This is a genomic window from Nocardia sp. NPDC056000 (assembly GCF_042269265.1).
Classification (GTDB): Bacteria; Actinomycetota; Actinomycetes; order Mycobacteriales; family Mycobacteriaceae; genus Nocardia.
Genome location: NZ_JBHJXS010000011.1, coordinates 285,255 through 311,112, shown reverse-complemented (window position 1 = coordinate 311,112; position 25,858 = coordinate 285,255). Strand labels below are relative to the sequence as shown.

General features: G+C 65.9%; 25 protein-coding genes. 6 read left to right on the top strand and 19 right to left on the bottom strand.

Translation table 11 applies throughout. The features are described from left to right. Window positions 1-219: 219 nt before the first annotated feature. Together ACFC4D_RS31125 and ACFC4D_RS31120 are read left to right on the top strand one after the other, a co-directional pair. Window positions 220-1,101, top strand: coding sequence for a DUF5753 domain-containing protein (locus tag ACFC4D_RS31125; RefSeq protein WP_376068556.1), 882 nt, complete (start codon window positions 220-222; stop codon window positions 1,099-1,101). A gap of 2 nt (window positions 1,102-1,103) precedes the next feature. Next, the gene (locus tag ACFC4D_RS31120; protein ID WP_376068694.1) at window positions 1,104-1,280 is read left to right on the top strand and encodes a DUF397 domain-containing protein; all 177 of its coding nucleotides are present in this window, start codon (window positions 1,104-1,106) and stop codon (window positions 1,278-1,280) included. Window positions 1,281-1,513: 233 nt separating this feature from the next. Here ACFC4D_RS31120 and ACFC4D_RS31115 read toward each other — a convergent pair whose 3' ends face one another. From ACFC4D_RS31115 to ACFC4D_RS31105, 3 genes are all read right to left on the bottom strand, one after another. Beyond that, window positions 1,514-1,975, bottom strand: a complete 462-nt coding sequence (locus tag ACFC4D_RS31115) for a hypothetical protein (RefSeq protein ID WP_376068554.1) — start codon at window positions 1,973-1,975, stop codon at window positions 1,514-1,516. Between the two features lie 101 nt (window positions 1,976-2,076). Next, window positions 2,077-3,906, bottom strand: coding sequence for a hypothetical protein (locus ACFC4D_RS31110; RefSeq protein ID WP_376068552.1), 1,830 nt, complete (start codon window positions 3,904-3,906; stop codon window positions 2,077-2,079). Between the two features lie 3 nt (window positions 3,907-3,909). After that, on the bottom strand, window positions 3,910-4,968 hold the full coding sequence (locus ACFC4D_RS31105) for an ATP-binding protein (RefSeq protein WP_376068550.1): 1,059 nt from the start codon (window positions 4,966-4,968) through the stop codon (window positions 3,910-3,912). A gap of 124 nt (window positions 4,969-5,092) precedes the next feature. Between ACFC4D_RS31105 and ACFC4D_RS31100 the strand changes: the two genes are divergently transcribed. Next, window positions 5,093-5,548 (top strand): GNAT family N-acetyltransferase, encoded by a 456-nt coding sequence (locus ACFC4D_RS31100; protein ID WP_376068548.1) that lies wholly within the window; start codon window positions 5,093-5,095, stop codon window positions 5,546-5,548. Window position 5,549: 1 nt separating this feature from the next. Here ACFC4D_RS31100 and ACFC4D_RS31095 read toward each other — a convergent pair whose 3' ends face one another. Continuing rightward, window positions 5,550-6,194, bottom strand: a complete 645-nt coding sequence (locus ACFC4D_RS31095; protein WP_375954201.1) for a Pr6Pr family membrane protein — start codon at window positions 6,192-6,194, stop codon at window positions 5,550-5,552. 137 nt (window positions 6,195-6,331) lie between these two features. Between ACFC4D_RS31095 and hrpA the strand changes: the two genes are divergently transcribed. After that, a complete protein-coding gene (gene hrpA / locus ACFC4D_RS31090; protein WP_376068546.1) occupies window positions 6,332-10,498 on the top strand; it encodes an ATP-dependent RNA helicase HrpA in 4,167 nt (1,388 codons plus the stop codon). Window positions 10,499-10,637: 139 nt separating this feature from the next. Here the strand turns inward: hrpA and nrdR are convergent, their stop codons facing one another. Further along, complete coding sequence (nrdR, locus tag ACFC4D_RS31085; RefSeq protein WP_364631378.1) at window positions 10,638-11,117, bottom strand: transcriptional regulator NrdR; 480 nt, start codon at window positions 11,115-11,117, stop codon at window positions 10,638-10,640. A gap of 97 nt (window positions 11,118-11,214) precedes the next feature. Then, window positions 11,215-12,486, bottom strand: coding sequence for a hypothetical protein (locus ACFC4D_RS31080; RefSeq protein WP_376068544.1), 1,272 nt, complete (start codon window positions 12,484-12,486; stop codon window positions 11,215-11,217). Here ACFC4D_RS31080 and ACFC4D_RS31075 point away from each other — a divergent pair. Next, complete coding sequence (locus tag ACFC4D_RS31075) at window positions 12,472-12,657, top strand: hypothetical protein (RefSeq protein ID WP_376068543.1); 186 nt, start codon at window positions 12,472-12,474, stop codon at window positions 12,655-12,657. The genes ACFC4D_RS31080 and ACFC4D_RS31075 overlap by 15 nt on opposite strands. A gap of 347 nt (window positions 12,658-13,004) precedes the next feature. On the opposite strand, the gene ACFC4D_RS31070 is transcribed toward ACFC4D_RS31075, so the two are convergent. Beyond that, the gene (locus ACFC4D_RS31070) at window positions 13,005-13,412 is read right to left on the bottom strand and encodes a hypothetical protein (RefSeq protein WP_375954209.1); all 408 of its coding nucleotides are present in this window, start codon (window positions 13,410-13,412) and stop codon (window positions 13,005-13,007) included. A gap of 303 nt (window positions 13,413-13,715) precedes the next feature. On the opposite strand from ACFC4D_RS31070, the gene lexA reads away from it, so the two are divergent. Then, window positions 13,716-14,417: a transcriptional repressor LexA gene (lexA, locus tag ACFC4D_RS31065; protein ID WP_364632796.1), complete on the top strand. Its 702-nt coding sequence runs from the start codon at window positions 13,716-13,718 to the stop codon at window positions 14,415-14,417. A 76-nt stretch (window positions 14,418-14,493) separates the two neighbouring features. Here lexA and ACFC4D_RS31060 read toward each other — a convergent pair whose 3' ends face one another. From ACFC4D_RS31060 to ACFC4D_RS31005, 12 genes are all read right to left on the bottom strand, one after another. After that, window positions 14,494-14,955, bottom strand: coding sequence for a DUF2231 domain-containing protein (locus ACFC4D_RS31060; RefSeq protein ID WP_375954210.1), 462 nt, complete (start codon window positions 14,953-14,955; stop codon window positions 14,494-14,496). 109 nt (window positions 14,956-15,064) lie between these two features. Next, window positions 15,065-15,700 carry a hypothetical protein gene (locus tag ACFC4D_RS31055; protein ID WP_375954212.1) on the bottom strand — a complete coding sequence of 212 codons (636 nt, stop codon included), beginning with the start codon at window positions 15,698-15,700 and terminating at the stop codon, window positions 15,065-15,067. A 162-nt stretch (window positions 15,701-15,862) separates the two neighbouring features. Then, complete coding sequence (locus ACFC4D_RS31050; protein WP_376068542.1) at window positions 15,863-17,491, bottom strand: alpha/beta hydrolase; 1,629 nt, start codon at window positions 17,489-17,491, stop codon at window positions 15,863-15,865. A 116-nt stretch (window positions 17,492-17,607) separates the two neighbouring features. Further along, entirely contained in the window at window positions 17,608-17,940 is a 333-nt protein-coding gene (locus ACFC4D_RS31045; protein WP_376068540.1) for a hypothetical protein, read from the bottom strand. Window positions 17,941-18,119: 179 nt separating this feature from the next. Then, on the bottom strand, window positions 18,120-19,067 hold the full coding sequence (locus ACFC4D_RS31040) for an acyl-ACP desaturase (RefSeq protein ID WP_376068693.1): 948 nt from the start codon (window positions 19,065-19,067) through the stop codon (window positions 18,120-18,122). A gap of 110 nt (window positions 19,068-19,177) precedes the next feature. After that, a complete protein-coding gene (locus ACFC4D_RS31035) occupies window positions 19,178-20,269 on the bottom strand; it encodes an alpha/beta hydrolase (protein ID WP_376068538.1) in 1,092 nt (363 codons plus the stop codon). A gap of 134 nt (window positions 20,270-20,403) precedes the next feature. Beyond that, window positions 20,404-21,288: a hypothetical protein gene (locus tag ACFC4D_RS31030; protein WP_376068536.1), complete on the bottom strand. Its 885-nt coding sequence runs from the start codon at window positions 21,286-21,288 to the stop codon at window positions 20,404-20,406. 18 nt (window positions 21,289-21,306) lie between these two features. Beyond that, complete coding sequence (locus ACFC4D_RS31025) at window positions 21,307-21,933, bottom strand: hypothetical protein (protein WP_376068534.1); 627 nt, start codon at window positions 21,931-21,933, stop codon at window positions 21,307-21,309. A 12-nt stretch (window positions 21,934-21,945) separates the two neighbouring features. Continuing rightward, a complete protein-coding gene (locus ACFC4D_RS31020; protein WP_376068533.1) occupies window positions 21,946-22,569 on the bottom strand; it encodes a hypothetical protein in 624 nt (207 codons plus the stop codon). Window positions 22,570-22,578: 9 nt separating this feature from the next. Continuing rightward, window positions 22,579-23,532 (bottom strand): MlaD family protein, encoded by a 954-nt coding sequence (locus ACFC4D_RS31015; protein WP_376068531.1) that lies wholly within the window; start codon window positions 23,530-23,532, stop codon window positions 22,579-22,581. Further along, entirely contained in the window at window positions 23,529-24,683 is a 1,155-nt protein-coding gene (locus ACFC4D_RS31010) for an MlaD family protein (protein WP_376068529.1), read from the bottom strand. Before ACFC4D_RS31010 ends, ACFC4D_RS31015 begins: the two co-directional genes overlap by 4 nt. 5 nt (window positions 24,684-24,688) lie before the next feature. Beyond that, window positions 24,689-25,858 (bottom strand): MlaD family protein, encoded by a 1,170-nt coding sequence (locus ACFC4D_RS31005; RefSeq protein WP_376068527.1) that lies wholly within the window; start codon window positions 25,856-25,858, stop codon window positions 24,689-24,691.

Here is a 25,858-nt window from a genome sequence, read left to right as displayed (position 1 = left end):
GCGGCCCGTTCTCAGTCCCTTGTCGTCGCCAGGTGCGATGGGTCCAGTAGACACCTAAATCGTTGCGAATAACCCGACCCGGGCGGACTCGTCACGAAATACAATGGGTGTCCGCCAGGGACGTGTCCCCCACGGACTAGTCCCCAACGGGCACCGTCCGCGACAGACAATCCACAGATAGCGAGGCTAACGAAAATGGCCGAATTGACGGTCTCTCGCATGGATTTCGGCAAGTTCATGCAAGGGCTTCGACAGAAGGCACCGAAATCGTCAATGACCACCGCTGCACTTCATATCGAAGTGACCCGGCAGGTTCTTGACCGGCTGGAACGCGGTTCGCCAGTCAAGCTAGGCACCATGCACATCAACGGCCTTCTGGACCACTACGAGGCCACCCCCGAAGAGCGGTCGGCCGCGCTATCACTGTGGACAGAGATCAAAGAGCAGGACAAAGCGGCTAAGGCGCAAGGGAATTCGAAGGGCTTCTGGAAGGCATACTCCGACCAGGTCGGTCCAAACTTCGAACGCTTCCTCCGACTGGAGAAGGTCGCAATCGGAATCACAGCGCACCAGCCGGTCATCGTCCCCGGACTGTTGCAGACCCCCGACTACCGCCGTGCGATCCTTCGCATCAACGAAACCAAGAAACTGTCGGCCGTCGACCTTGAACGCCGCGTGGAACTCAACGAGAAGCGACAAGCCCGCCTCGGCGATCCAGACTTCCGGCTGGAGACGTACCTGTCCGAAGCTGTCCTACGGAATCGCGCTGGAGCGCCGCCGGTTATGGCCGGACAACTTCACTGGCTTGCGGAGGTGGGCGCGCGTGACAACGTACGCATTCGAGTGATCCCTTTCACGGCCGAACCCCACGCCGGCATGACGATGCAGACCTTCACCCTGCTCGAACTGCCGACCGGAACGAGCGGATCCGCCCTGCCGCCAGTGGTGTACGCGGAAGGAGCGATCGGGAGCGTTTTCCATGAGCACGACGAGGAGGTCTACCCGTATAGACAGGCCATCGACGGTCTGCGCGCGGTAGCGTTGAGCGAAGAGGACACCCGAGACTTTCTGTCTCAAGTTGCGAAGGAGTACGCGGCGTGAAGATGCCGGTAAGGGGCGAGTGGTACAAATCGAGCTGGTCGGACGCCAACAATCAGTGCGTGGAGATTTGCCACGACGAAGGCCGGACGGGCGTCCGCGACAGCAAGAACCCTGGCGGGCCTGAGCTGTACTTCACGTCCGACCAGTGGTCAAAGTTCGTCCAGTTCGTCAGCGAGTAACGCTCCAGCATAAAGCGAACTGCTATCTGTGCACGCGGGGAGTTCGACCAGCCCCGACCGATCGCGCCAATCAGCGGGGAGCCCTGAGTATTTCTCCCGGGCTCCCCATCCTGTTGCGTAGCAAGATGCTCGACCAGCCTCGTTAGGGCCTCTGATACCGGAAACCGTTGTGCCCCCGGTGTTCTCGCACAGATCCCCCGGATCCGACCCCGTTGGTCAGGGTTCAGGTCGAGTCAGGGTGGGTTGAGAGTGAGGATCCACGAGCCGTTGCAGCCTTGGTCTCTGTTGCCGCTCACGTCGTACCACCAACTGAAAGAGGTTGGTGGATCTATGTTGAGCTGGAATCCGTCACTTTTCAGCGGCTGATGATCGCCGTCGAGGAGGAGACCCCAATCCTCGGCCTGATATGTCCAGACACCGTGCCCGGGCGGATAGTTCGTCCGAATCTTCAGGCTGGTTCCCGAGTGGTTCTGTACAACTATGCAGGTGTTCGGATACTGGTCTTTGCCGGTGCTCGCGATCTCAGCCGCTTTGCTGTCCCGGTGCTGGACCCATATCGCGATCACGGCAACTATGACGCCGACAATGCCAACACCTACACCGATGATGGTCCAGCGATGTCCGGAGGACCAACCGCCCCCGGACCCCGAACTGCCGCTGCCCGAACCGGCGGGTGTTCCTGTGCCATGCGCCATAGCGGACTTTCTATGCGGAGCGCGGGTTCTGTAGCTGACTATTTTGCCCGCCAATCGCGCTGCGCGGCAGCGAATCACGCGCTGGAGGTCTGGCCAACCAGTCAGCGCATGCGAAAGACCGGGCCGCGCGGACGGAATGGGAGCGAGGCGCCCGCGGGGATGAGGTAGGCGTGTTCGGTGCGGATGCGCAGGACGTCGCACATGCCGTCGGTGATGATCAGGATCGGGGCCTCGGAGGGGAAGTCCTCGGCACGTTCGAGCAGGCGGATGCCGGGTTGCAGGACCGTGCCGCCGCGGCCGCGCACGCGGACCCGGGAGGCGATGTCGTCCACCGGGAGGTATCCGGCGTCGTGGGCGGCCGCGTCGCAGTAGATGACTCGGGCGCGCGGGACATCGCGGGCCCGGGAGTAGGCGGCGATCGCACCCAGGCCCTTGCCCATGAGTTCGGCGGACATGGAACCCGAGGTGTCCAGGACCACGCCGAAGGTGGGCAGGCGCACCGATTCCTCCGGGCGCGTCCACGCCGGGCGCGGGATGTCGGGGGTGGAGGATTGGCGGCGGGAGGCGCGGGCGTAGCTGCGGCGCTTCTCGACGGCGGGCACGAATTCGTCGAACCACTGCGCCAATTGGGCATCCCACGGCAGCGGCGGTTGATCCAGGGCGCGGATCTCCTGCTCCAGACCGGCGGGCAGCAGGCCGCGGCCGCTGGACAGGTGGTAGGCCAGACCGTTGGCCAGCGCGCCCCGGTAGTACTGATCCAGATCGACATACCGGCCGGGAGTAGTGCTGTGCGGCAACGGTTCTCCGAAGATGTCACCTTGTCCACGGCCGCGCAGGGTCGCCAGGCGGCGCATACGGCGTAGATCGCCCGCGATGCGATCGTAGATCTGTTCCGCCGAAAGACCTTTCAGCTCCGGGTCGTAGAGCAGTCCCTCGGGCAACTCACCCACGCCCATCTCCACCAGCCAGCCGTTGACCACGTAATCGCACGCGACATTGAACAGGTAGTGGTCACGCCAGGCCGCCCGCTCACCGTGTCGCAGTGCGGCGTGCAGCATTTCGTGCGCCAGTACGAATTTCCACTCCTCATCGCTGAGCGCGGCGAAGGGATTGATGTAGATCTCGGCGGCCTCCGCGTTCACCGCCGCGATCGAAATATCCCAGCCTCGAGCGATTTCCGCCTCGGCGACGATCTTCATTCCGGCGGCGAGCGCGCCCAGCAGCGGATAGGAGGAGACGAACCAGTTCAGCGCACGATCCCAGGAACGCTGCACCTGCTGTGCGCCGCGAGTGACATCGCGCCCGGCGGTATCGAGGGCCGCTCGCGCAGCATCGCTGATACCGATGGCGAACTGCGTGCCGTGATCGCAATCCTTGGCGGTCTCGGAACTGCCGATGAAGAAGTCCGGATAGTCGGGCTGCCCATAGCGCTCGGGAACCCCGGTGGGCCACCAGCGTTCGGCGAGCGCGAGCTCATCGGACCCACCCGGCGCGGGCGGCAGATCGACCGGTGTGCGCCCTACCTTGAGCGTCAACAGGTACTGATCCACCAGCGCGCAGCACGCGGCGCGATACACCGGATGCGGATGCCACGGATCACTCAGCCACGAATGTGCCAGCACATTCTCCGCGAGCACCCGGGTCGGCTTACCTCGCGGGTCGGCGTGCCCGAAACCCAAGTGCAGCAGCAGATGTGCGAACTGCCAGGCCCACTCCTCCGGCTCGGCCCGCCGTTTGGGATTGAAATGGATTGTGCCGTAACCGGATACCACCGCCCACACCTGCGGCGGCAGTTCCCCACGCGCCTCCTGCAAGCCGCGCCGCGCCCAGCGGAACAGCGGGTTGTCGCACACCAGCGCCCACCCGGCGAGCATATTCGCATGCCAGGGGTCCAAGGCCTTACGGCGCTTGCGCGCGGACTGTCCGGCCATCGACTACCGCCGCGCGGCCAGTCGCGGCAGATCCCGCGTGACCTCGATCAGGAACCAGGTGGGCAGCACCGGTACCCCGTCGTCATCAGCGGCGATCACCAGCTGCGCGCACTCCACCGAGATCTCGGCAAGTTCGGTGAGCATGCTCTTCGCCCGCAGCACAAAGCGTTTCAGCCCGGCCGAGGCGTGTTCGCGCGATTCCGGCAGCTCCTTGATCAGGCGAGCGCGGAATGCCTCGGACAGGAAGTACAGCAGATCGCGATCCGCGGGATCACGCGGCCAGCCCACGTCACCTTTGATGACCGCCTCCAGATCGAAGGCGTGCCGCACCGTCTTGACGAAGGCGCGGAACCCGGAAGCGTGTGCGGTGGTGAGGGTTCCGGAGGACAGCACCCACAGCGCGGTGTCCTCGATCTCATTTCCGTAGGAGTGCAACGCATCCGAGAGCATGTGCCAGCCGCGCGGGGTGGAGAACGGCTGCTCGGTCTTGGGCGGGGTGGCCCACAGATGATCGGGTCGCTGCGTCAGGTACTCCACCACCCAGGGGTGAATATCGTTGTGCGCGGCCCACTTCAGCCAGTCGTCGACATCGGCGCGCAGGTGTACGTGCACCATGCGGTTCACCAGCGCCGAGGCCATGGGCCGGGCCAGCGCGTTATCGGTGGCGCGGTTACCTGCCCCGATCACCACCGATCCGGCGGGCAGTTCGTAATTGCCGACGCGGCGATCGAGAATCAGCGAGTAGAAGGATTTCTGCACCTCGGCGGGCGCGGCATTCAACTCGTCGAGGAATAGGCAGTACGGCTGTTCGCGGGCGATCATCTCCGGCGGCGCGAAACGGCTGCGATCATTCACGATCTGCGGCACCCCGATGAGATCCTCCGGTGCGAGCTGGGTGCCGAGCAGGGTGACGCACTCCAGTCCGAGTGAATCGGCGAATGCCCGCACCAGCGAGCTCTTCCCGATTCCGGGCGCACCCCACAGGAATACCGGCCGCACCACCGCGACGTGCAGCAGCAACTCCGGCAACTGATCCGGGGTCACCGTGACAGTCGCTTCCATCGATCCCTTTCCTGGATTCGAACGAACTCCGAGGTTAGAACCGGGTCCATCGCGCTGGCCAGCGAATTTCCCGGCGGTCACCGGCCCGATCCTGCCGACCAACCGGTATCGATAGCCTGGACGCATGCGCATTGTGGTGGACGATCTGTCCGGATCCGAGGTGATCGGGCTACTGGAAGACCATGTGGCCGAGATGCTGGAGAACTCCCCCGAGGACAGCATGCACGCGCTGGACGTGGCCGCGCTGCGCAAGCCCGACATCACCTTCTGGTCGGTCTGGGAGGGCGATGAACTCGCGGGCTGCGGTGCGCTCAAGGAACACGATCCCGGCTTCGCGGAGATCAAGTCCATGCGCATGACCACTGCATTTCGCGGGCGCGGAGTGGCCTCGCTGCTGCTGCGGCACATCATGGACCAGGCCAGGGCGCGCGGATACACGCGACTGAGCCTGGAGACCGGATCCGGGGATTTCTACGCGCCGGCGGTGCGGCTGTACGAACGCCACGGGTTCGAGCACTGCGGGCCGTTCGCGGACTACACCGACGATCCGCACAGCGTATTCATGACGCGGGAACTCTGAATCAGCTGATGTGCGTGCGGCTTTCGCGCCAGAAGCGGGCGACCATGCCGTTCAGCGCGAGCACCGAGGCGGCCAGGAAAGCGAAGACGATCGCCAGCAGCACCAACTTGCCCGCCAGCTCCAGGTAGCCGGGGCCGCGCGGATCGATGAACGGATACGGGTACCAGTCCACGATCGCCCCGCGGATCAGCGTGTACACGCCGTACAGCAGCGGGTAGATGAGCAGTCCGCCGATCATGCGGACGGTCAGCTTCACCGCGGGCGCGACCACCAGCAGCCAATCGGCCAGCATCACGATCGGAATGATGCGGTGCAGGACCGAATTGGTCCACTGACCTTCCATCTGCACATCGATATTCGACAGCAGCAGCGCGTAGATGATGCCGGTGATCACCATGTACAGCACGGCTCCGCAGCGCAGCAGCTGCCAGCGCCGGTCGCCCGGATCGCGCACGGCCCCGACCAGCAGCACCACCATGGCCAGCAGGTTGGACTGAATGGTGAAGTAGCTGAAGTAGTTCGCGTACGAATACCCGGCGGTGTGGATATTGCGCAGCGGTCCGTCCAGCAGGGCGACCAGGGTGAGCACACCGAAGGCGAACCGCAACCCTCGAATCCACAAAGGCGTCCCAGCTGTGGTGTTCATTGCCCGATGGTCGCATGCGACGGACCGGAAACGCGGACGATACGCCGATACAGCACACATAGGGCAATCACCCCTCAGCGAAATGCGCCACCGCGCCGAGCGGTCCGGGCAATGACTTCGCTACGCTTGACGGTGCAATGACCAGGACTGCCGCCACTTCTCGCGAGCTGCGTTCCCGCCTGGCCGACCTCTCGATCCGCGACGAACATCGGTTGCGTCGGCGTCTCGACCAGGTCCGCGGCGGTGACCTCACTCAACTCGAAACAGATATCGACGCCGCTCAACGCCGCGTCGACGCCCGCCGCGCCGCCGTGCCCGAGATCCGGTACCCGGAACAGCTGCCGGTGTCCGCGCGCCGCGACGATATCGCCAAGGCCATCGCCGAGCATCAGGTCGTGATCGTGGCCGGTGAGACCGGCTCGGGTAAGACCACCCAGATTCCGAAGATCTGCCTCGAACTCGGGCGGGGCGTGCGCGGCACCATCGGGCATACCCAGCCGCGGCGGTTGGCCGCGCGCACCGTGGCCGAGCGCATTGCCGAGGAACTCGGCGGTGAACTGGGTGATGTGGTCGGCTATACCGTCCGCTTCACCGATCAGGCGTCGGATCGCACGCTGGTCAAGCTCATGACCGACGGCATTCTGCTTGCCGAGATCCAGCGGGATCGGCTACTTCGCCGCTACGACACCATCATTATCGATGAGGCGCATGAGCGGTCGCTGAATATCGACTTCCTGATGGGATATCTGAAGCAGCTGCTGCCCAAGCGGCCGGATCTCAAGCTCATCATCACCTCGGCCACCATCGATCCGGAGCTGTTCGCGCGGCACTTCAGCGATGAGAAGGGCACGCCCGCACCGATTGTGGAGGTGTCGGGGCGATCCTTCCCGGTGGAGATCCGGTATCAGCCGCTCTCGCTGGAGGTTCCGCTCACCTCGGATGATCCCGATGACGAGGACACGCAGGTGGTGGATCGCGATCCCACCGATGCCATCGGGGACGCGGTGCGCGAACTGCTCGCCGAGGGCGACGGGGACATTCTGGTGTTCCTGTCCGGTGAGCGCGAAATCCGCGATACCGCGGACACGCTGCGCGATATGCGATTGCCGCGCACCGAGATTCTGCCGCTGTACGCGCGGCTGTCGGCGGCCGAACAGCACAAGGTGTTCAGTTCACATGCCGGGCGGCGCGTGGTGCTGGCGACCAATGTCGCCGAGACCTCGCTGACCGTGCCGGGGATTCGCTATGTAGTGGACCCGGGTACGGCGCGCATTTCGCGGTACTCGATGCGCACCAAGGTGCAGCGGCTGCCCATCGAACCGATTTCGCAGGCGTCGGCGCGGCAGCGCTCGGGGCGTTGCGGTCGTGTCGCGGACGGCATCGCGATCCGGCTGTACTCCGAGGACGATTTCGAATCGCGCCCGCAGTTCACCGAACCCGAGATCCTGCGCACGAATCTGGCCGCGGTCATCCTGCAGATGACCGCGCTCGGGCTCGGCGATATCGAGAGCTTCCCGTTCGTGGAGGCCCCCGACAATCGCGCGATTCGCGATGGCATCGCACTGCTCGAGGAGTTGGGCGCGCTCGCCCGGCGCACCGAGGAGGCCGACCGGGCCGAAATACCGGACGCCGGACTGGTTCTCACGCCCATCGGCCGGGAAATGGCGCAGCTGCCGGTGGATCCGCGCATGGCGCGCATGCTGGTCGAGGCCAATCGCACCGGGTGTCTGGCCGAAGTGCTGATCATCGTCGCCGCGCTGTCGATTCAGGATGTGCGCGAGCGCCCGGTGGAATTCCAGCAGGCCGCCGACACCAAACACGCCCGCTTCAATGTGGACGGCTCGGACTTCCTGGCGTACCTCAAGCTCTGGGACTACCTCGGCGAGCAGCGTAAATCGCTGTCCTCCAACCAGTTCCGCCGCATGTGCCGCGACGAATTCCTGCACTACCTGCGCATCCGCGAATGGCAGGACCTGCACGGTCAGCTCCGCACCATCACCCGCGGCCTCGGCTGGTCCACCGATGGCGACCAATCCGCAAGCGGTGCACAGCGTTCCGGTGACGACACCGAACAGGCCGACGGCGGACCCCCCGAGGGCGGCCGCAGAAACCGCCGCGGCGGCGGACGCACCACCGCGAACAAGGCTGCGGGAGCGGAGAATTCCGCGAACTCGGGCAGGGGCGACCTTTCCATTCGGCTGGCGGCACAGGCGGCCGCGGCGGATGAGGCCATGCCGTGGGATGTGACGTCGATTCATCAGGCGTTGCTGGCGGGCATGCTGTCGCATATCGGGGTGCGGGAGGCCGAGAGCCGAGAGTTCCTGGGCGCGCGCAATGCGAAGTTCATGATCTTCCCGGGGTCGTCGCTGGCCAAGAAGGCACCGCGCTGGGTGATGGCGGCCGAGTTGGTGGAGACGTCGCGGCTGTGGGGCCGGACGGCGGCTCGGATCGAACCCGAATGGGCCGAACGGCTCGCCGGGGAGTTGGTGAAACGCACCTACTCCGAACCGCATTGGTCGTCCAAGCGGGGTGCGGCGCTGGCCTACGAGCGGGTGACGCTGTATGGGATTCCACTGGTCACGCAGCGGCGGGTGGATTTCGGGCGGATCGATCCGGAGCTCTCGCGCGAGCTGTTCATCCGGCACGCGCTGGTGCAGGGCGAATGGCAGACGCGGCACGAGTTCTTCGAGCGGAATCGCGAATTGCTCGACGATGTGGCCGATTTGGAGCATCGGGTGCGGCGGCGCGACATCCTGGTCGACGATCAGGTGCTGTTCGATTTCTACGACGGCCGCATTCCGGCCGATGTGGTGTCGGTGCGGCATTTCGACAGTTGGTGGCGCAAGGCGCAGCGGCAGGATCCGGCACTGCTGGATTTCACCGCCTCGACCGTGGTCAATGAGGATGCGGCACTGCTCGATCCGACCGCGTACCCGGACAGCTGGCGACAGGGTGAGCTGATCTTCCCGCTCACCTATCAATTCGAGCCCGGCAATGCCGATGACGGTGTGACGGTGCACATTCCGGTGCCGCAGTTGGCGCATGTGCGCGCGGTCGGCTTCGACTGGCTGGTGCCCGGTATGCGCGAGGAGCTCGCCACCGCGCTCATCAAGACACTGCCCAAACAGCTGCGCCGACTGGTCGTGCCCGCACCCGATTTCGCGAATGCCGCACTGGCGGCGCTGACTCCGCGCGCGGAACCGCTGCGCACCGGGCTGGCACGCGAGCTGTCCCGGCTCGGATCGGCCACCATCGCGCCCGCCGATATCGATCCGGCGGCGCTGCCCGATCATCTGCGCGTGACCTTCGCCGCCACCGACGGCGCGGGCACCATCGTCGATCGTGACAAGAGTCTCGCGGCGCTGAAAACCCGTCTCGCACCGCAGGTGTCGAAATCGGTGGCGCGGGCGACCGCCGCCGCCGAGCGCGCCCCGGCCGCGGTGTGGACCTCCGAATCGCTCGGCACGCTGGAGCCGACGGTGCGCCGTCAGGTCGGCGGGCAGACCATTACCGGTTATCCCGCACTGGTTTCCGAGGGTGACGGCGTCGCGGTGCGGGTGCTCAGCTCACCCAATGAGCAGGCCGCGGCCATGCGCACCGGTACCCGCACGCTGCTGCTCAACGCGCTGCCCACCTCGGCACGGTCGGTGACCGCGGCATTGCCGCCCACCGATCGCCTTGCGCTGAGCCAGAATCCGTACGGTTCACTGGACGGACTGCTGGAGGACTGCCGTGCCTGCGCCGCCGATGAACTGATCGCCAAGCACGGCGGTCCGGTGCGCAGCCCCGAGCAGTTCAAGGCGCTGGTGGACAAGGTGCGCCCGAATTTCACCGGAACCGTCGCCCAGACAGTGCGTTTGGTGGTCCCGGTCCTGGCGGAGGCGCATCGCGTACGTGCGGCGCTGGCCGACACCCGCGACCGCGAAGCCGCCCAGGACGTCACCCATCAACTCGACGATCTGGTCTTCCGCGGCTTCGTCTCCGAATGGGGCAGTACGCGTTTGCGCGAACTGCCCCGCTATCTGGAAGCAGCCCGGCTGCGTCTGGAAGCACTCCCCGCCTCGGCCAATCGCGATCGCGCGGGCATGGCCGAGTTGGACCGCGTGCACGCCGCTTACGATCGCCTGCTGGAACTGCTCCCCGAAGGCCGCCGCAATGGCCGCGACATCCTCGAAATCTGGTGGATGATCGAGGAACTCCGCGTCAGCCTCTTCGCGCAGCAGCTCGGCACTCCCTACGCCGTCTCCACCAAACGCATCGAAAAGGCCATCGACGCCGCCCGGCGGCCCCCGGCCAAGCGCTGACCAACGCCGTGGCGTATCCGGGCGCTCATCGGAACCCTGTACGGCGGCTCGCGCGGGCGCGGGCGATATCCAACCGGTCATGCCCACCCGCTTTCGAGCAGGTGGGCACGAATTCGTTTGGTGGCGGAGGGGTTATCCGTCAGTCGGAGGCGGTCGCGCCCACCGCGTGTTCGGCGCGGTGTTTGCGGAGCGAGGCGATCTCCTGCTCGAAATCCTCGGCGGAACTGAAGGATCGGTACACCGAGGCGAAGCGGAGGTAGGCGACCTCATCGAGATCGCGCAGCGGGCCGAGGATGGCCAGGCCGACCTCATGGCTGGGCACCTCGGGAGAGCCCTTGGCGCGCACCGCATCCTCGACCTGCTGTGCGAGCAGGTTGAGAGCGTCGTCATCGACCTCGCGGCCCTGGCAGGCGCGGCGGACACCGCGCACCACCTTCTCGCGGCTGAACGGTTCGCTCACGCCGCTGCGCTTGACCACCGACAGGATCGCGGTTTCGACCGTCGAGAACCTGCGCCCACACTCCGGACAGGCACGTCGCCTTCTGATGGCGCTGCCTTCTTCGGCCTCACGCGAGTCGACCACCCTCGAGTCTGGGTGACGACAGTACGGGCAATGCATCCGGGGGATCCTTCGTCGGGGCCTGGGCTCCTCAGCAACCTCGAGGATACCCGGACCGGCGAAGTCGGCGTGCGTCCGCCCGGGTGAGCGGCCGCAATCAGGTGGTCAGCTGCCATTGCGCGGTGAGATCACCGAGCAGATCCGGGAGCCTGCGGAGCAGTCGGCCGGATGCGAGTTTGTCCGTAAACGGTTCGGCCAGAATGGGTCTCGCGATGGGCTGGTTCGCGGAGAGCTCCAGATAGCGCGGCAGCAGGTCGTGGGTGATGTAGTTCCAGCGCGTGTCGCGATCGGCCCAGTTGAAATCGGGCAGCGGGGTGCGCAGGGACATACCGCCCGCGGTGATGGTGGTGGGCGCGAACACACCCGGGGCCAGGACGCCGGGTACGGCGGCCTTGCCCGCGACGGTGCTCACATAGGTCATGACCCGGCCCATCACCCCGCGCCCGGACGAGGTGACATCCCATTGATCGGCGATGATCTGGTTCTGTTCGCGGTCGGTCATGCGCAGCGCGGCATCGGCCAGACCGGCCGCGTCACCGTGGTCGATCTCACGCCAGGCGGTGACGGCGTTCTGGTCCAGCACGCCCGCGCGGTACATCTCCTCGACCCCGGCCAGGCCCGCGGCGGCGTAGGCCTCGTGCATGGGCACCTGGTCGATGAAGATGTGCTTCTGCATGATCATCAGCCGGGTCTGGTACCAGATCAGATCCTCGGCGGTGAGCCGCTCGCCCTCGGTGCCGAGCGTCTTGATATCGGCGGGCAGCAGATTCAGCAGTTCGGCCGGCGTGCCGCGCAGCAGATCGGCGACCGCGCCGCCCAACTGATGCACGCCCGGGACGCTCACGATATTGGCCACATCGCCCATATCGAAGAAGCCGGAGGCGAACGATCCGCCCGCCAGCCCGGCCAGCCCGACCCAGTAGAAGTCCGGATGCTCGTTATTGAGCCGCAGGTAATTCACGTACACCTGTACGAAGGTTCGCGAGTTCGCGGGCACGCCGCGCGCGGGATCCCAAGCGCCCAGGTCGATATCGGCATTGCGGGTGGCGACCGTCAGCCAATACTGATGCAGCAGAGTCGCATACCGCTGCGGCGCGACCCCGGCGGCCCGAGCCTGATCGAGCGCACCGCGCAATTCCTCCGGATCGAGCGGCAGCGCGGGATTCAACCCACCCCCGCCCGCACCGTCCCCATTGACGGACGGCAGATCCAGATATGCGGCGTACGCGGATTCGGCCTGCGCCGGAACCGCGACGAACCCGAAGACCAGCGCGATCAACGCGGCCAACAGCACACCCGGGCGAGGTGAACCGGTCCTGCCGATCGGCCCGGCCACCCGACGAGCGTGCATGTCATGCGCGATTCGCATATCTCCATCGGCATGGCCCACCGAATCGGCTCGACCGACTGCAACGATCCGCCCCGCACGATCGACGCGGCCGATCGCATCAACTCGATCCCCGCACTCGCCTCGACCATGATCACCCGCGTGCCCCGCTCGGGCACCGAGGGACGCTCGAACGAGATCCGACGTGCGTGAATACCGGTGGGCTCGTGCGGATTCGGAGTCCGGTCGGTGTGGTGCGTGCACGCCTGCCCGCGTGCGGGCGGTGCCCTGCGCCATGGTGTCCCCTTGCGATACACGCCGGTCCACCCGGGGCCGGCGTGACTGTAGCCTGTGTCACATCTGGGGCACCGTAGCAACGCGTTTCAGTTTTTAATCTGCATTTCCGGCCACACCGACTGGCCGGGCTTCCCTATCGATTACGGGGCAGCCGCCCGCCGGGCGGCTGGCTATCGCGGGGCGACCGCGCTCGCAATCTCGTGGCGACTGCACCGCCATCCCCTGTGGTGCAGGCCGGATCCGGAGCGCGGTGGCGCATCGGATCAGTGCGCGGGCGCGGGCGCCACATCGACGACCGAGGCCGTCTGCGAACCGAATTCGCCGGCGCGCAATTGCGCGAGGGCGATCAAGCCGACGACCGCCATCGCGGTCATCAGGGCGGTGAGCGCGAGCGCGGCGAAGCCGATCTGCGCGCGCTGGACGCGATTGAGCGGATGCATACCGCGGGATTGGCCGACGGGACGGCGCGTCACGATATGCGGGCGGCCGACGCGCGCATGGGCGCGGCCGACGGGCTGCACCCGGGCGCGGCATGGCCGCCGGTCCGCCGCGGGCAGACCGAGCCCCGCGGCGACGCGTTCGGGACCACGAGCGGCGCGCAGCTCCCAGGGGATGCTGTCGAAGCCGAAATCGCTTCCAACGGTGTCTAATTCGCTGATCAGAGTGCGCATCGAAGAAACCTCCCGGGTTGACCTGCCGTATAACTCTGGACGGTTGACTCGCTCATGTGTTCGAAGAACTGATGTTCGAATTTCTACCACGTTCGACCGACAATGTCGCGTATTCGCGCGACATGCGTCGAACAGATGTTTGATCAGCCGCGAGTCTCGGTCTACAGTCGAGGCACGAGATCTCCGGACGTGCGGCGCGAGTCGCCTCGGAGGCCAATTCCGGTGAGACACAGCGGTGAACGGAGGACTGCGGCGGTGAGCGAACACGGCGCTGTGGAGGGTGACAACGGTCCAGCCGACCAGATCGGGGATGGAGCCGAAACATCCGGCACGGGGACGGATCTCACCGTCCGCCAGCGCAAGGTGCTAGAGGTCATCCGAAGCTCGGTGAGCGACCGCGGTTATCCCCCCAGCATTCGGGAGATCGGTGACGCCGTCGGCCTCACTTCGACCTCCTCGGTGGCGCATCAGCTACGCGCCCTGGAACGCAAGGGCTATCTGCGCCGCGATCCGAACAGACCCCGGGCGGTAGACGTGCGCGGGCTGGACGAAACGGCATTGCGCGCCAGTTCCGGTGTGGCGCAGTTGCGTTCGGTCACCACCGAATCGGATGGCACGGGCGATCACCCGATCCCCACCTACGTGCCGGTACTGGGCCGGATCGCGGCCGGTGGTCCGATACTGGCCGAGCAGGCGGTGGAGGATGTGTTCCCGCTGCCGCGCGAATTGGTCGGTGAGGGTTCACTGTTCCTGCTGAAGGTCGTCGGCCAGTCCATGATCGAAGCCGCCATCTGCGATGGCGACTGGGTGGTCGTACGCCAGCAGAACGTGGCCGATAACGGCGATATCGTCGCCGCCATGATCGACGGCGAGGCCACCGTGAAGACCTTCAAGCGCACCGGTTCCCAGGTGTTGCTGATGCCGCACAACCCGCTGTTCGAGCCGATTCCGGGCAATGACGCCCAGATTCTCGGCAAAGTCGTCACGGTCATCCGCAAGGTCTGACCGTGCCGGGTTGCCGTGACCCGGCGCCCGCCCGCAGACCGGGCGCCGGGTCACGACAATCTCGGATGCGACGGATTCAACTTCCGACGCCGGTCCACACCGCGCGGGCTCCCGAGTCGCCGACCCGATAGGTCTGCACCATGGCCGCCGATCCGGCCGCCACCGTGAGCACCGCCACGAGTACGAGCAGCGCTCGTCCCAGCGGTTTGCCCCGTCCCTCGCGCACCTGCACCAGCACCAGCAGTGCCGCGGTGATCAGCAGGGGGACAACGAAATACAGCATCTGCCCGCCCAAGTGCGCGTGCTGATCGATCAGCGGTGGTGAACCGAGCCGCTGCTGCAACCACTCCCCCGCTTCGATGGTCAACGGCGTCAACGCCGTCACCAGTACCGCGAGCGCGGCGGTCGGCCAGATGAAACGCCTCCTGGCCGCGGGCCACACCCCGCATACGATCAACAGCACCGCGGTCAGCGGTACCAGGACGACAATGCCGTGCACGAGCAGTACGTGCACGGGCAGGCCGTGAAATGTCCACATATTCCGGCACCTTCGATTCGGCGATCCGCTGGTACCAGAACCACGGTGTGGGGCCGAAAGCGGTTCGGCCGCGACTCACCCCCGGACGCGCACGCCGAATCGCGCGGAATCAGAACTGTTCGCTGGGCGCGGATACGTCCTCGGCCGGGCGAATCGGCTCGCGAGTCATGCGCTCGGTCGGCGCGGAGGTCTCCACCCGCGAGATGAGCATGGTGGTTTCGAGGTCGGCGGGCCGTTCGGGAACGGCCGAGAGCAGAACGGTCTGCTCGGTGGCGCTCGGCGCGATCGCCTCCGGGGGCGGGACCGGTCGCAGGAAGCCCAGCATTTCGTACTGTGCGCCGATGGTCATGGCGGCCGAGGTCTTGTCCTGGGAGATGAAGCCCTGATTCGGGCCGATCACCCGGCGCAGCGATTCCAGCCAGCGGTGGTCCAGTACCCGGCAATCCGCCCAGGGGAAGTACTCGAGTCCGGTGCGCAGGAAGAAGCGATCGCCGATCCGGCCCAGGCGCAGCAACTCCAGCAACCAGGCGTCGATGCGATTGGGCTGGGCATTGCGGTAGATCCGGGTGAACGGCTCGACGGTGGCCGCGGCGAACTCCCCGAAGGAGTTCAGCAACTCTGCCGGAAACTCGTCGACCCTGACAAAACCGACCACATCAAGACCCTGCAACTGCTCCGGAAGTTGCGCGGCAAGCCTGCGCTCGTCATGCAGTTTGAACTTCCTGTTGATGTCCTCGGTGCGCATTTGTCTCCGATTTCCCGCCTGTACTGCCGGGAACCCTAGCATGAACCCAACCGTTTCAAACCAAGTTGGTCAGCTGGCCAATTCATGCTTTACTCGCACCTCCGCTATGTACCCGCAACCCATTTGCGCACTCCGCGGGACGGTGTTTGCGGTCAGCGGCGATCAGGGGCGATAGCGGCCCGCAATGATTTCGCCCTGCGTGCGCAATGCCGGATTCGCGGTATCCCAATAGTTGCCGTGCGCCCAGGGATCGATCGGGAGTTCGCGTAGTAGCGGCAGGTCGAGCGTCGCACCCGAGGAGCCGAAAACCGTTGCGCCGAAATCGGGATCGGTCGGATCCGTGCCGTGGATGAAATGCCCGAGTTTCGGGATCGGGTCGGCCGGATCGGCTGTGGCGAAGACGTGCGCGCGATTGTGCGCGGGATCGATGCCGTCCAAACGCAATTCGACGGCGCGATCGACTTCCACGCCCGGACTGCCCACGAAGATCAGATTGTCGGCCGCGATGGAATTGCCGTGACTGGCGGCCACACCAATTAACGTACTGCCGTAGCTGTGCCCGACAACGGTGTTATTGGACGGCATCGCGGCATGCGTCACACGCAAGCCGTTCTCGAATTGATCCAGCGCGGGCGCACCGTCCTCGGCATAGCCGTCGTCGAGCGCGCTGCCGAGTACGGGCGGCGCGGCATAGCCGTACCAGGCGATGACCGAAGTGCGCGCCGACCTGTCGGCTCGGCCCGCCGCCTCGAGCAGCGCTCGCGCCCGGCCCACCCCCGTGCCGATACCCGACAGCGGTGACGCGGTGCCGGGTACGAAGGTCGCGATATTGCTCGCGGCGTCGGGATTGTTCAGGGCTATCGCGCCCTGTCCGCGAGTGTCGACGCCGAGCAGAAACCTTGGCGGGCCGCCGGATTCGGTGTGCGCGGCGGCGACGGTCACCGCCGTGTAGTCCGCGAGCCGGGCGCGGACCAGCTGCCGTTGCTCCTCCCAGCGCCACAGCACATGCCAGTCGTGGGCGGTATCGGGAAGGTTCGTGCGGTCGGCCCAGCCCGGATGCAGGGCGTCGAGTGCGCTCAGTTCGGCCGTCGCGGCGGTGCGCAATCGGTCCAGATCGACGCGGTTGTAGAAATCGCGCGCCACCGCGGGCAGCCCGTCCCGATTCCCGATCAGCGGATCGAACGCGAACAGCGCGTCCTGGTCAGCGGGTGAGAGTGAATCCCACAGCTCCGCAAGGGCTTTCGGATTATCGGGCAGGAAAGCGTTCCCGTCGAGGATCGATCGCACCCGCTGATCCATCGGCCCGCCCTGCGGATCGGTGCCCAGCGCGACCAAAGCCGACACCGCGGCGGCGAGCCGAGCCCCGACCCGCGCATCGGTCTCCCCCGCCAGATCGAGCAATGGCGTCAGCCGAGCGTGCAGCGCCGCCGCCTTCGCCTCGAAGCACGCCTGCAAGACGAGATCCAACGCGGCATTACCGGTATCAGCCTTCGGCGCGATGACGCGTCCGTCCTCATCGACTACGCAGCCGTTGGCGACGGCATCGCTCTCGATCTCGCGAACCAGCGCGCAGACATGTGCGAGCGCGGCGGCGTCGGCGAGCGCATCGGCGATATCGGCGACGGCCGCACCGATATGATTCGCCGTCAGCTGCGCCCCGAGTGCGCGCAGCTCCCCCGCGGTGGCCGCCGCTCCCCGCCACCCGAGCACAGTCGCATCAACCTGTCGCCCGACCTCGCGCATGGCTGCGACGAACCGCAGATTCGCCTCGACCACGGCATCACTCGCCACCCCGGCAGCATCTGGCTGCCAACCCCGCACCTGCGACATCGTAGCTCGAACCAAGTCCCTCCCCTCCTCACCGCCACAGCGCCTGTCGGTGAACTCCGGCCGAATGGGCGAACTGGTTAGGACGACCCGCGCATATAGCTGTCGAGCTGAGCTCCTAGCGCGGCGTCCACCTCCTCGTAGGACTTCACGCCGTGTTCGACCACGCCCGATAGTGCGGTCAAGCGTTCGGCGAGTTCACGCAGCGCGGCCGCGATCGGCGCACCCGCTCCAGCGGCTGCCGTGCCGATAGCGGAATTCGGCATGGCCGGGCCGACTTTCGCGATCAGATCGACCGGATCGATCGCGGCGATGGTCTCGGCCTCCACCCGGACGGCGGCTGCCATGGCGCGCAGTGCGTCCAGGTCGGCGCGCAGTAGATCCCCCATGAGCTCCCCTTCGTCGAAGCTCAACACTAGGACTCGAACCGCATACGCGGACTCGCGAAACCGATTATGTGGATAACCAGTTCGCCATCCACAGGGCGCGGCGATGGAGGTTCTTCGGTCGAGAAGGTGATCGATGCGTGCGTGTGGATCCCGGCCAAAAGCATGCCGGGATGACGAGGGGGGAGATCGCGGGTCGGGTGACGCTAGACGGACTCGCGGGCGCGGCGGGCGGCTTCGCGGGCCAGGGAGCGGTCGCGCTGTTCTTCGAAGCGGAGGACGTCCTTGGCCAGTTGGTCGAGGTGGGCGGCCAGGTCGTCGCGAATGCGGTCGCCGCGGGGGGTGAAGTCGGTGCGGTCGAAGATGTTCCACTTGCGCAGGACCGGGAGGAGGACCTCGTCCAGGTGCTGGCGGAGGTCGTAGATGCCGTGTTTGGCGAGCAGAACGCTGTTGCGGCGGAAGTCGGGCATGCCCGCGCCGGGCATTTTGAAGTTGAGGATGACCGCCGAGATGGCTTCGAGGGCGTCGTCGGGGACCAGGTCCAGGGCCGCGGCGCAGATATTGCGGTAGAAGACCATGTGCAGGTTCTCATCGGTGGCGATGCGTGCGAGCAGGCGATCGGCGATGGGGTCATCGCAGACCTTGCCGGTATTGCGATGTGAGACCCGGGTGGCCAGCTCTTGGAAGGTCACATAGGCGACGCCGGGGAGGACACTGTGGTCACCGGTGCCGGTGGGGTCGTCGACGCCCTGACCCATGCAGATCATGCGGGCGTTCTCCAGGGCGACCGGGTCGACGCCGCGGGTGACGACCAGATAGTCGCGGATGGCGATGCCGTGCCGGTTCTCCTCGGCGGTCCAGCGATCCACCCAGGTGCGCCAGGCGCGGTCGCGGGAGAAGGAATCGGAGATCAACCGGTGGTAGGAGGGCAGATTGTCCTCGGTGAGCAGGTTGGTGATCATGGCGGCGCGTGCGAGCGGGCTCAGCTTGGATTGGTCGGGATCCCAATCGATTCCGCCCATGGCGGCGAAATTACGGCCTTCGTCCCACGGCACGAAATCGTGGGGATGCCAGGGTTTGGCCACCGATAGGTGCCGGTTCAGATTGTCCTCCGCCACCGGCTCGAGTTCGCGCAATAGATCCTGAGGTGTCATGGATTTGCCCACGGTCGTGGTCCTGTCTTTTCCCGTTGACGGCCGAATCCCTTGTCCGCGAGCCTACCCGGATCGGGCGGGCGCGCCAGGTGCGGCGAACAAGACGACCGTTATGTAGCCATACGGCGTCGAAGTATCCGATCGCGCAGGCGCGGTCGCGGGGCGAGCCAGGCGGATACCTCACCGTGCACGACGCGCTGATTGAATTCGCCGATCTCGCGGATCGCGGCGCGGGCGTCGGGGAGAATATCGGCGGCCGCGTGGAATACGTGAATAGCTTTGTCCCACACTTGAACCCGGCATTCCACGCCCGCATCGGCACAGCATTGCGCGAGTTGATCGGCGTCGGCGCGCAATACCTCGGTGGAACCGACCTGGATGAGCACCGGCGGCAGTCCGGTGAAATCGCGATTCACCGGTGACAGCATCGGGTCCAGTTTGCCGTCCACCGCGATACCCCAGGCGGCGGGAATCGCCAGCGCCTCGGCCGAAAGCAACGGGTCGATCGCATTATTCGGGTGCGTGAGCTTATCGGTGGAGTCCAGATTCGCCCACGGGGCGATGGCGACGATGCCGCCCGGGATGGGCAGCCCGCGATTGCGCGCCTCCAGCGCGGTGGTGAAGGCCAGCCCGCCGCCGGCGGAATCCCCGGCGAAGATAATGCGTTCGGGCTCGAATCCTTCGTCGAGTAGGTACTGGTACGCGCGGACCGCGTCCTCGATGGTCTCGGTCAGGTGCGCCCACGGCATCTGCCGGTAATCCACATTCAGCAGCGGCATACCGCTCTCGCGGGCAATGCGCGCCACGATCCGGCGATGGGAATTGAGCCCGCCCGCGATGAAGACGCCGCCGTGGAAGTAGAGGATGGCGGCGTCCTGAACACGCTGCGGGTCAACGGTATTGGCATTCCACACCCATTCGGCGCGGAATCGGTCGAACGCGACAGCCCGCCGCCGGGTCCCGCGTGGCGGAACCAGCACCCGCGCCAGCGGATCGGCGAGCTCGACGGGTGCGAAAATCGCGGTCCGCCCGTGCACCGGCCGCAGGCGGCTCAACCACACGAGCCCGTTCACTCCACGCCGAAGTGTGTTGTAGGACAGCGGATGTGCGATGCGCAACGGCAGACTCGCGGGCCCGCGCAATTCTATGGTGACCGAATCAGAGGTGTGATCGCCTCCGGCGTTCCTGGTCTGCGCGGTCATCAATAACTCCTCCACGATGAACGCACCCGGCGGAGCCGGACACTGCCGCCAGAGTACATTGTCTGAGACAGTTGGTCGAGGAGCTGGAGAAATATTTGCCAGCGGCATTTCATCGAACGCCGCTCGCGTAGCTCCTACTTGGCCGGACCCGGCTGCACAGCGGGCAGCCCGGCCAGCGCACCGTCCTGACCCGCACCGGCCTTACTGCCGATGTCCTTGTACCCGAACACCTTCCATTGGCCGCCCACCTTCATCAGGTCGACGTACTCGGTGACGGACCCGGTGGTGGGAGCGTCCTGCCCGGGCGCTTTGCCGGTCAGCTTCACCACCGCGAGCATCCGGATCAGGGTGTCGTTCTGGCTGATCACCGCCGCATCGGACACCACCCCGGTCATGCTCGCATCGGACTCCGCGAGCAGACTCAACAGCGCCTTGGTCTGCCGCACCTGCTCCTTCAGAGTGTCGGTGGTGGCACCGGTCATGGCCGCATTCCATTTGGCCATCCCCTTATCGTTCACCGCGTCCACCGTGTAGGCCGTGGCCAGGAAATCACCGCCGACCTTCAGCGCCGCAGCCCGATCCGCCGCCTGCCCATCCGCCGCGGCGACACCATGCCGCAGCCCATCGCGCGCATCGGCGAAATGCCATGCGCCGAAACCCAATCCACCGCTCAATAGCAGCACCGCCACCGCGACACCGACGACGGCGGGGAAACCAACCCGATCTCCGATGCGAATCCGCGCACGCCCGGATAGAGCGCGCCCCGCCGCCTCCACGGACACTGCACCGCTGCCAACCTCGGCAGCATCCTCAACTGACGCCGCGCGCCCGGAATCATCATGCGGCGCAGCCGATACCCCCGAAACCAGGCCGGACTTCTCGGCGGCGGTGACGTCGTCGGCATGCCCAGCCGCACCCGCCGGATCGGCAGCAACCTCCAACTCGCCCGCCGGAGTCGGCTCGGCCTGAACGGCGAGTTCGCCAGGGACCACCGGTGTGTCCTTCTTCTCTGCGCTCATGGAATTCGTTCCTTCGCCTCAGCGCGGCTTCTGGTCAGGGGTGGGGGCCGGTGGTGTCGGGGCCGCGGGTGGGAGGCCGCCTGCGGGGCCGTAGCCGGAGATCTTCCAGGTGTTGTCGATTTTGCGGAGGTCGATCAGGGCCGAGCTGTAGGTGGTGCCGGGTTCCTTGACGTCCGGGTCGGTGCGGCCGGTGGATTCGATGACCGCGAGCAGGGTCAGTGCGTCGCCGTTCTGGGAGACGACGCCGATATCCTTTACGGTGCTTGCCATTTCGAGGTGGGCCTTGACCAGTTTGTCGAGCACGGTGCGCCATTGGCCGAGTTGGTCGTGCATGGAGTCGGTGGTGGTCGCCAGTACCGCGCTGTCCCAGCGACCCAGGCTGCCGTCGTTGACGGTGAACATGGTGGTGAGGAAGTCCGATCCGGCTTTGGTGGCGGCATCGCGATCGGTGGTGTGCGCCTGGGCGGCGCTGACCTGATCGGCGGCGTCATCGCGCGCGAGCGCGAAGTAGCCGCAGGTCGCCGCGCTGCCGCCCAGCGTGATGGCCGCGGCGGCGAGGGCGGTGAGCACGCGCCGTTCGGTCAGGGCTATGCGCCGGTCGCGCCAGGATCGTTGCCGGACCGGCTTCTTCGTTGTCGCGCACATGGTGTCGGTCTCCTATCTCGGCTGTGCGGTGGTGGGGGCGACCGGTGGCTGGGTGGCGGCCAGATCCCCGCGCAGCGCCTGATCCCCGCGCCCGGAATCGACGGCCTTCCAGCTGCCGCTGTCGCGCGAAAGCTGCACCCATACGGCGGAAGTCGTCTTCACCGGATCGGGTGTCTGGAAATTCTGCGTGCTCTCGTCGATCTGCGCGATCACCCGTACCGCGCCGCCCTGCTGCGCCGTGCAGGCCGCATCGGAGACGGTGGCGGTCTTGCGCAGTTTTCCGGCCTTGATCAAGTCGGTATTGTCCTGCGCCACTTTGGGAGTGGCGAAATAGTCGTGCACCGGACCGGCGGTGAGGGCAGCCATCTTCGCGGTCCATTCATCGGGCTTGCGGTAGTCGAAGTTATTGGCCGCCAGCAGGAAATCGGTGCCGGCCTTGATGGCGGCGGTGCAGTCGGCTTCCTTGCGCCGATAGTCGGCGAGCGTGCTCTCGAGCGCATCGTTCCGGCCGGACAGATCCCAGTTCCGGTACGACATCACCCCCACCGTGGTGGCCACCGCCAGCAGTGCGGCCACCAGTCCGAGGATCGGGATCGGAATTCCCCTGTCGCTCCATAGTTTCCAGCGTGAACGCATCGGCACCCCCTAGTGCGGTATATCGACGAGCACCCGGAAGCCCTTGCCGTCCGGGAAGGCGGCGAGTAGCCCGTCCATGGTCTTGCCCAGATCCACGTACGAGTCCTGCACCGGGTCGAACAGATAGGGCCGCAATACCTCGAGCGCCGGTCCGCCCTTGCCGATGAGCGTGGTCAGATACGCCATCAGCCGCTGTCCGAGTGGAATGAACTGAATCACCTGCCGCCCACCGCTTTCCTCGGTGATGCTGATCAGCTGATCGAGCAGTACCGGCAGCTCCGGCAGCAGCGTGTGGGCCAGCCGGTCCGCGCTCGACCGCAGCAATTCCAGCTTCTCCCCGGAGGATTCGTCGGCCGCCCCGGCCAGGAATCCGACCAGCCGCTGGATGAGTTCGCGATTCTGCCGCAGCGTGGTGGCGAACATGCTGCCCGAGTCGACCAGCTTCTCGATACTGGGCCCGACATCGCGAATGGCCACATCGGCGCCCTGGAGGATGGTGTTGATGGTGGCCGGATCGATCTGCGCCATCACCGATTGCACGCCGCCCAGCGCCCGCGCGATGGTGAGCGGTTGCACCACCTGCGCCGCGGGCACCACGCCGCCATCCGGAAAGTACGGTCCCCGTTCGGATTTGGGCGCGAAGTTGATGTACTGCTCACCGACGGCGGACAGGTTCGCCACCGTCACCACGGAGTCCATGGCGATGGAATAGTCGGCTTTCACCGAAAGCCGCGCCAGCACACCGCCTTCGGCCTTGGCGAGGGTGACGACCTTGCCGACCTGGAGTCCGTTCAGGGTCACCGGCGAGGTCTGCATGAGCCCACCGGAACTCGGCAGCAGCACCGAGAGCGAATAGGTCCGCGCACCCGGGCGGAATCCGAAGACCCCGTAGGTGAGATACAGCGTGGCACTGACCGCCAGCAGCACCATGGCCAGCGCCGACACCAGCACTTTGCGCGTCATCGCACCAACCCCACCAATTTCAGGACCGGGTTCACCCGGTCGCGGAAGCCCTGTTCATTGGCCGCGATAATGCGCGCGTCGGCTTCGGGATCCCCGGTGAGCAGTTCCGGCGCGGTGCGCGGCGCGATATCGGTGATCACCAGCGACGGCAGTCCGCGCGCCGACAGAAACGGGACGATCTTATTGTTCAGCAGCGCGTCCACGGCGGCGAGCGTGCGCGGCACCTCATTGGGCGTGGCGATCACCGCCTGCGCCAGCGGCGTCCACACATCGAGGAAGCGATCGATGCGCCGCACCCGATTGTCGACGGCGGGATTGGATTTGTCGACGAGGATATCGCCCGCGTACGCCGCCAGATCGCGCAGCGATTCGATGAAGCTCATGATGTCGGGCACCACCTTCTGCACCACGGCAAGCAGTACCGGCGCTTGGTCGAAGACGAAGCGCCACACGTCTTCCGCCTGCCGGAAGGTGTCCAGCGCCGTGGTGGCGTTATTGAGGATCGCGCTGAGCTGCGCGGTACTCGAACCGGCGCGTTCGATGGTCACCGAGAACTTCGACATGAACTCCCGGAAGTCCCCGGAATCGGCCGGGAAAGCCTGATTCACACTGGATACGAAGCTCTGCACGAATGGGATATTGCCGCCGGTGACCCAGCCGACCACCGCGGTCATGTACTGCTCGACGCTGGTGGTCTGTTTGGTCTGGGTGATCGGGATGACACCGCCCTGACCCAGCATTCGTCCCGAATTGTGTTCCGGGATACTGAGTTTGACGAAGGTATCGCCGAGCAGCGTCTGCTGCGCCATCTCCACCCGGGTTTCCAAGGGCAGCAGCACATTCCGATCGATGGCCAGCACCGCGGTGGGCTGGTAGTACGGCTGCTGATCAGCGGGCAGTTCCGGCACCTGGGCGTCGGGACGCGGTCGCACGGTGACGGATTCGACGATGCCGACCTGCGCGCCGTTCAATTCCACCTTGGTCTTGAGCGGCAGCGACAGCACATTGCCGAATTCGACCCGCACCTGATAGGTCGGCTTACCGTAGCGCGTTCCCGGCAGCGGCATATCCAGCGGGCGAACCGCACAACCGGTCACCGCCAGCATCGTGAGTACCCCGAGAATGACCGCACGCCAATACTTTCCGCGCATCGCGCTCACCTCCCACCGGCCGCGGACAGCACCAGCTGCACCAGCCCCAGATCGACGGTCTCCCCCGGCGCGAAGGCCCGATCACACGGTGCGTACCAGGGTTTGGCCACGGTGCAGATATCGCGCGCCATATCCGAATCGATGCGCAGACTCGGCGGCACATATTGCAGCCGTCCCGCGCCCAGGTTCTGGTCGAACAGCTTCGCCGCGCCCTGTAGCGCCGGTGGCACATCCTTCAGCAGATCCACGAAATTCTGTGTGTGGCCGAGGATTTGGAATATGACCGGCATGACACCATCCAGTCCGAGCATGATCACCTTGAGCCATTTGTAGACCAGCAGGTTGGCCAGCGGCGGCACCCACACCGCGATATCGGAGATGATGCGCACCAGATCGGGCCCGATGCGATTGACGATATTGACGACATCGGTGGTCGCGTCGAGGACGAAGGTGCCATCGCTGACGCCCTGGTCGAGATTCTCACCGACCTTGCGGAACTCCTTGAGAATCGCGCCCATCATGTAGTTCGCCCCGGCCGCGGAATCGCCGAGGATATCGGAGATATTGCGAATGGCCCCGTTCAAGGGCACGGCGCTGTCCTGCACCTGCTGGGCGATCTTCCCGAGCGAATCACCCAGCACATTGGGTTCCTTCTCCTGTTGCGGAGCGTCGTGCGGTTTCCCGGTGAGATCCTCGGACAGGTTCGCCACCGCCCGCATCGCCTCGGTGAATCCGACCGGAGTCTTGGTGCGCTCGACGGGAATACAGCCGCGATAGTCGAAAGTGCCGCCGCCGCTGTAGGCCGGTCCGAGCTCGACGCGACGATCGGTGACGATCGAATTTGCGATGGTGACCGCGCCCAGCTGCTGCGGCAATCGCAGCTTGCGATCCACCGTCATCCGCACCCGCACGCCCTCGGCCCGCGGTTCGATATCGGTGATGGTGCCGACCTGGATACCGAGCATGGTGACCTTATTGCCCTTGTAGAGCCCGACCGCGTCCCGGAAATCCGCGCAGATGGCGAGCGGGGCACGCGTGCTGTCGTAGTACTGCTTCCCGGTAACCGCCACCACCAGACCCATGACCAGCGCGACCACGAGCACCCCGGCCCCGATGCGTGCCCTGCGGGTGCGCGGTACATAGCGACCGTGCAAGAGCCCCAGTGGATTTCGCAT

Bases quoted from the DNA above. Each gene is read 5' to 3' on its own strand.
- ACFC4D_RS31125 (WP_376068556.1), top strand. From the start codon at position 220: ATGGATTTCGGCAAGTTCATGCAAGGGCTTCGACAGAAGGCACCGAAA.
- ACFC4D_RS31120 (WP_376068694.1), top strand. From the start codon at position 1,104: ATGCCGGTAAGGGGCGAGTGGTACAAATCGAGCTGGTCGGACGCCAAC.
- ACFC4D_RS31115 (WP_376068554.1), bottom strand. From the start codon at position 1,975: ATGGCGCATGGCACAGGAACACCCGCCGGTTCGGGCAGCGGCAGTTCG.
- ACFC4D_RS31110 (WP_376068552.1), bottom strand. From the start codon at position 3,906: ATGGCCGGACAGTCCGCGCGCAAGCGCCGTAAGGCCTTGGACCCCTGG.
- ACFC4D_RS31105 (WP_376068550.1), bottom strand. From the start codon at position 4,968: ATGGAAGCGACTGTCACGGTGACCCCGGATCAGTTGCCGGAGTTGCTG.
- ACFC4D_RS31100 (WP_376068548.1), top strand. From the start codon at position 5,093: ATGCGCATTGTGGTGGACGATCTGTCCGGATCCGAGGTGATCGGGCTA.
- ACFC4D_RS31095 (WP_375954201.1), bottom strand. From the start codon at position 6,194: ATGAACACCACAGCTGGGACGCCTTTGTGGATTCGAGGGTTGCGGTTC.
- hrpA (WP_376068546.1), top strand. From the start codon at position 6,332: ATGACCAGGACTGCCGCCACTTCTCGCGAGCTGCGTTCCCGCCTGGCC.
- nrdR (WP_364631378.1), bottom strand. From the start codon at position 11,117: ATGCATTGCCCGTACTGTCGTCACCCAGACTCGAGGGTGGTCGACTCG.
- ACFC4D_RS31075 (WP_376068543.1), top strand. From the start codon at position 12,472: ATGCGCGATTCGCATATCTCCATCGGCATGGCCCACCGAATCGGCTCG.
- ACFC4D_RS31080 (WP_376068544.1), bottom strand. From the start codon at position 12,486: ATGCGAATCGCGCATGACATGCACGCTCGTCGGGTGGCCGGGCCGATC.
- ACFC4D_RS31070 (WP_375954209.1), bottom strand. From the start codon at position 13,412: ATGCGCACTCTGATCAGCGAATTAGACACCGTTGGAAGCGATTTCGGC.
- ACFC4D_RS31060 (WP_375954210.1), bottom strand. From the start codon at position 14,955: ATGTGGACATTTCACGGCCTGCCCGTGCACGTACTGCTCGTGCACGGC.
- ACFC4D_RS31055 (WP_375954212.1), bottom strand. From the start codon at position 15,700: ATGCGCACCGAGGACATCAACAGGAAGTTCAAACTGCATGACGAGCGC.
- ACFC4D_RS31040 (WP_376068693.1), bottom strand. From the start codon at position 19,067: ATGACACCTCAGGATCTATTGCGCGAACTCGAGCCGGTGGCGGAGGAC.
- ACFC4D_RS31035 (WP_376068538.1), bottom strand. From the start codon at position 20,269: ATGACCGCGCAGACCAGGAACGCCGGAGGCGATCACACCTCTGATTCG.
- ACFC4D_RS31030 (WP_376068536.1), bottom strand. From the start codon at position 21,288: ATGAGCGCAGAGAAGAAGGACACACCGGTGGTCCCTGGCGAACTCGCC.
- ACFC4D_RS31025 (WP_376068534.1), bottom strand. From the start codon at position 21,933: ATGTGCGCGACAACGAAGAAGCCGGTCCGGCAACGATCCTGGCGCGAC.
- ACFC4D_RS31020 (WP_376068533.1), bottom strand. From the start codon at position 22,569: ATGCGTTCACGCTGGAAACTATGGAGCGACAGGGGAATTCCGATCCCG.
- ACFC4D_RS31015 (WP_376068531.1), bottom strand. From the start codon at position 23,532: ATGACGCGCAAAGTGCTGGTGTCGGCGCTGGCCATGGTGCTGCTGGCG.
- ACFC4D_RS31010 (WP_376068529.1), bottom strand. From the start codon at position 24,683: ATGCGCGGAAAGTATTGGCGTGCGGTCATTCTCGGGGTACTCACGATG.
- ACFC4D_RS31005 (WP_376068527.1), bottom strand. From the start codon at position 25,858: ATGCGAAATCCACTGGGGCTCTTGCACGGTCGCTATGTACCGCGCACC.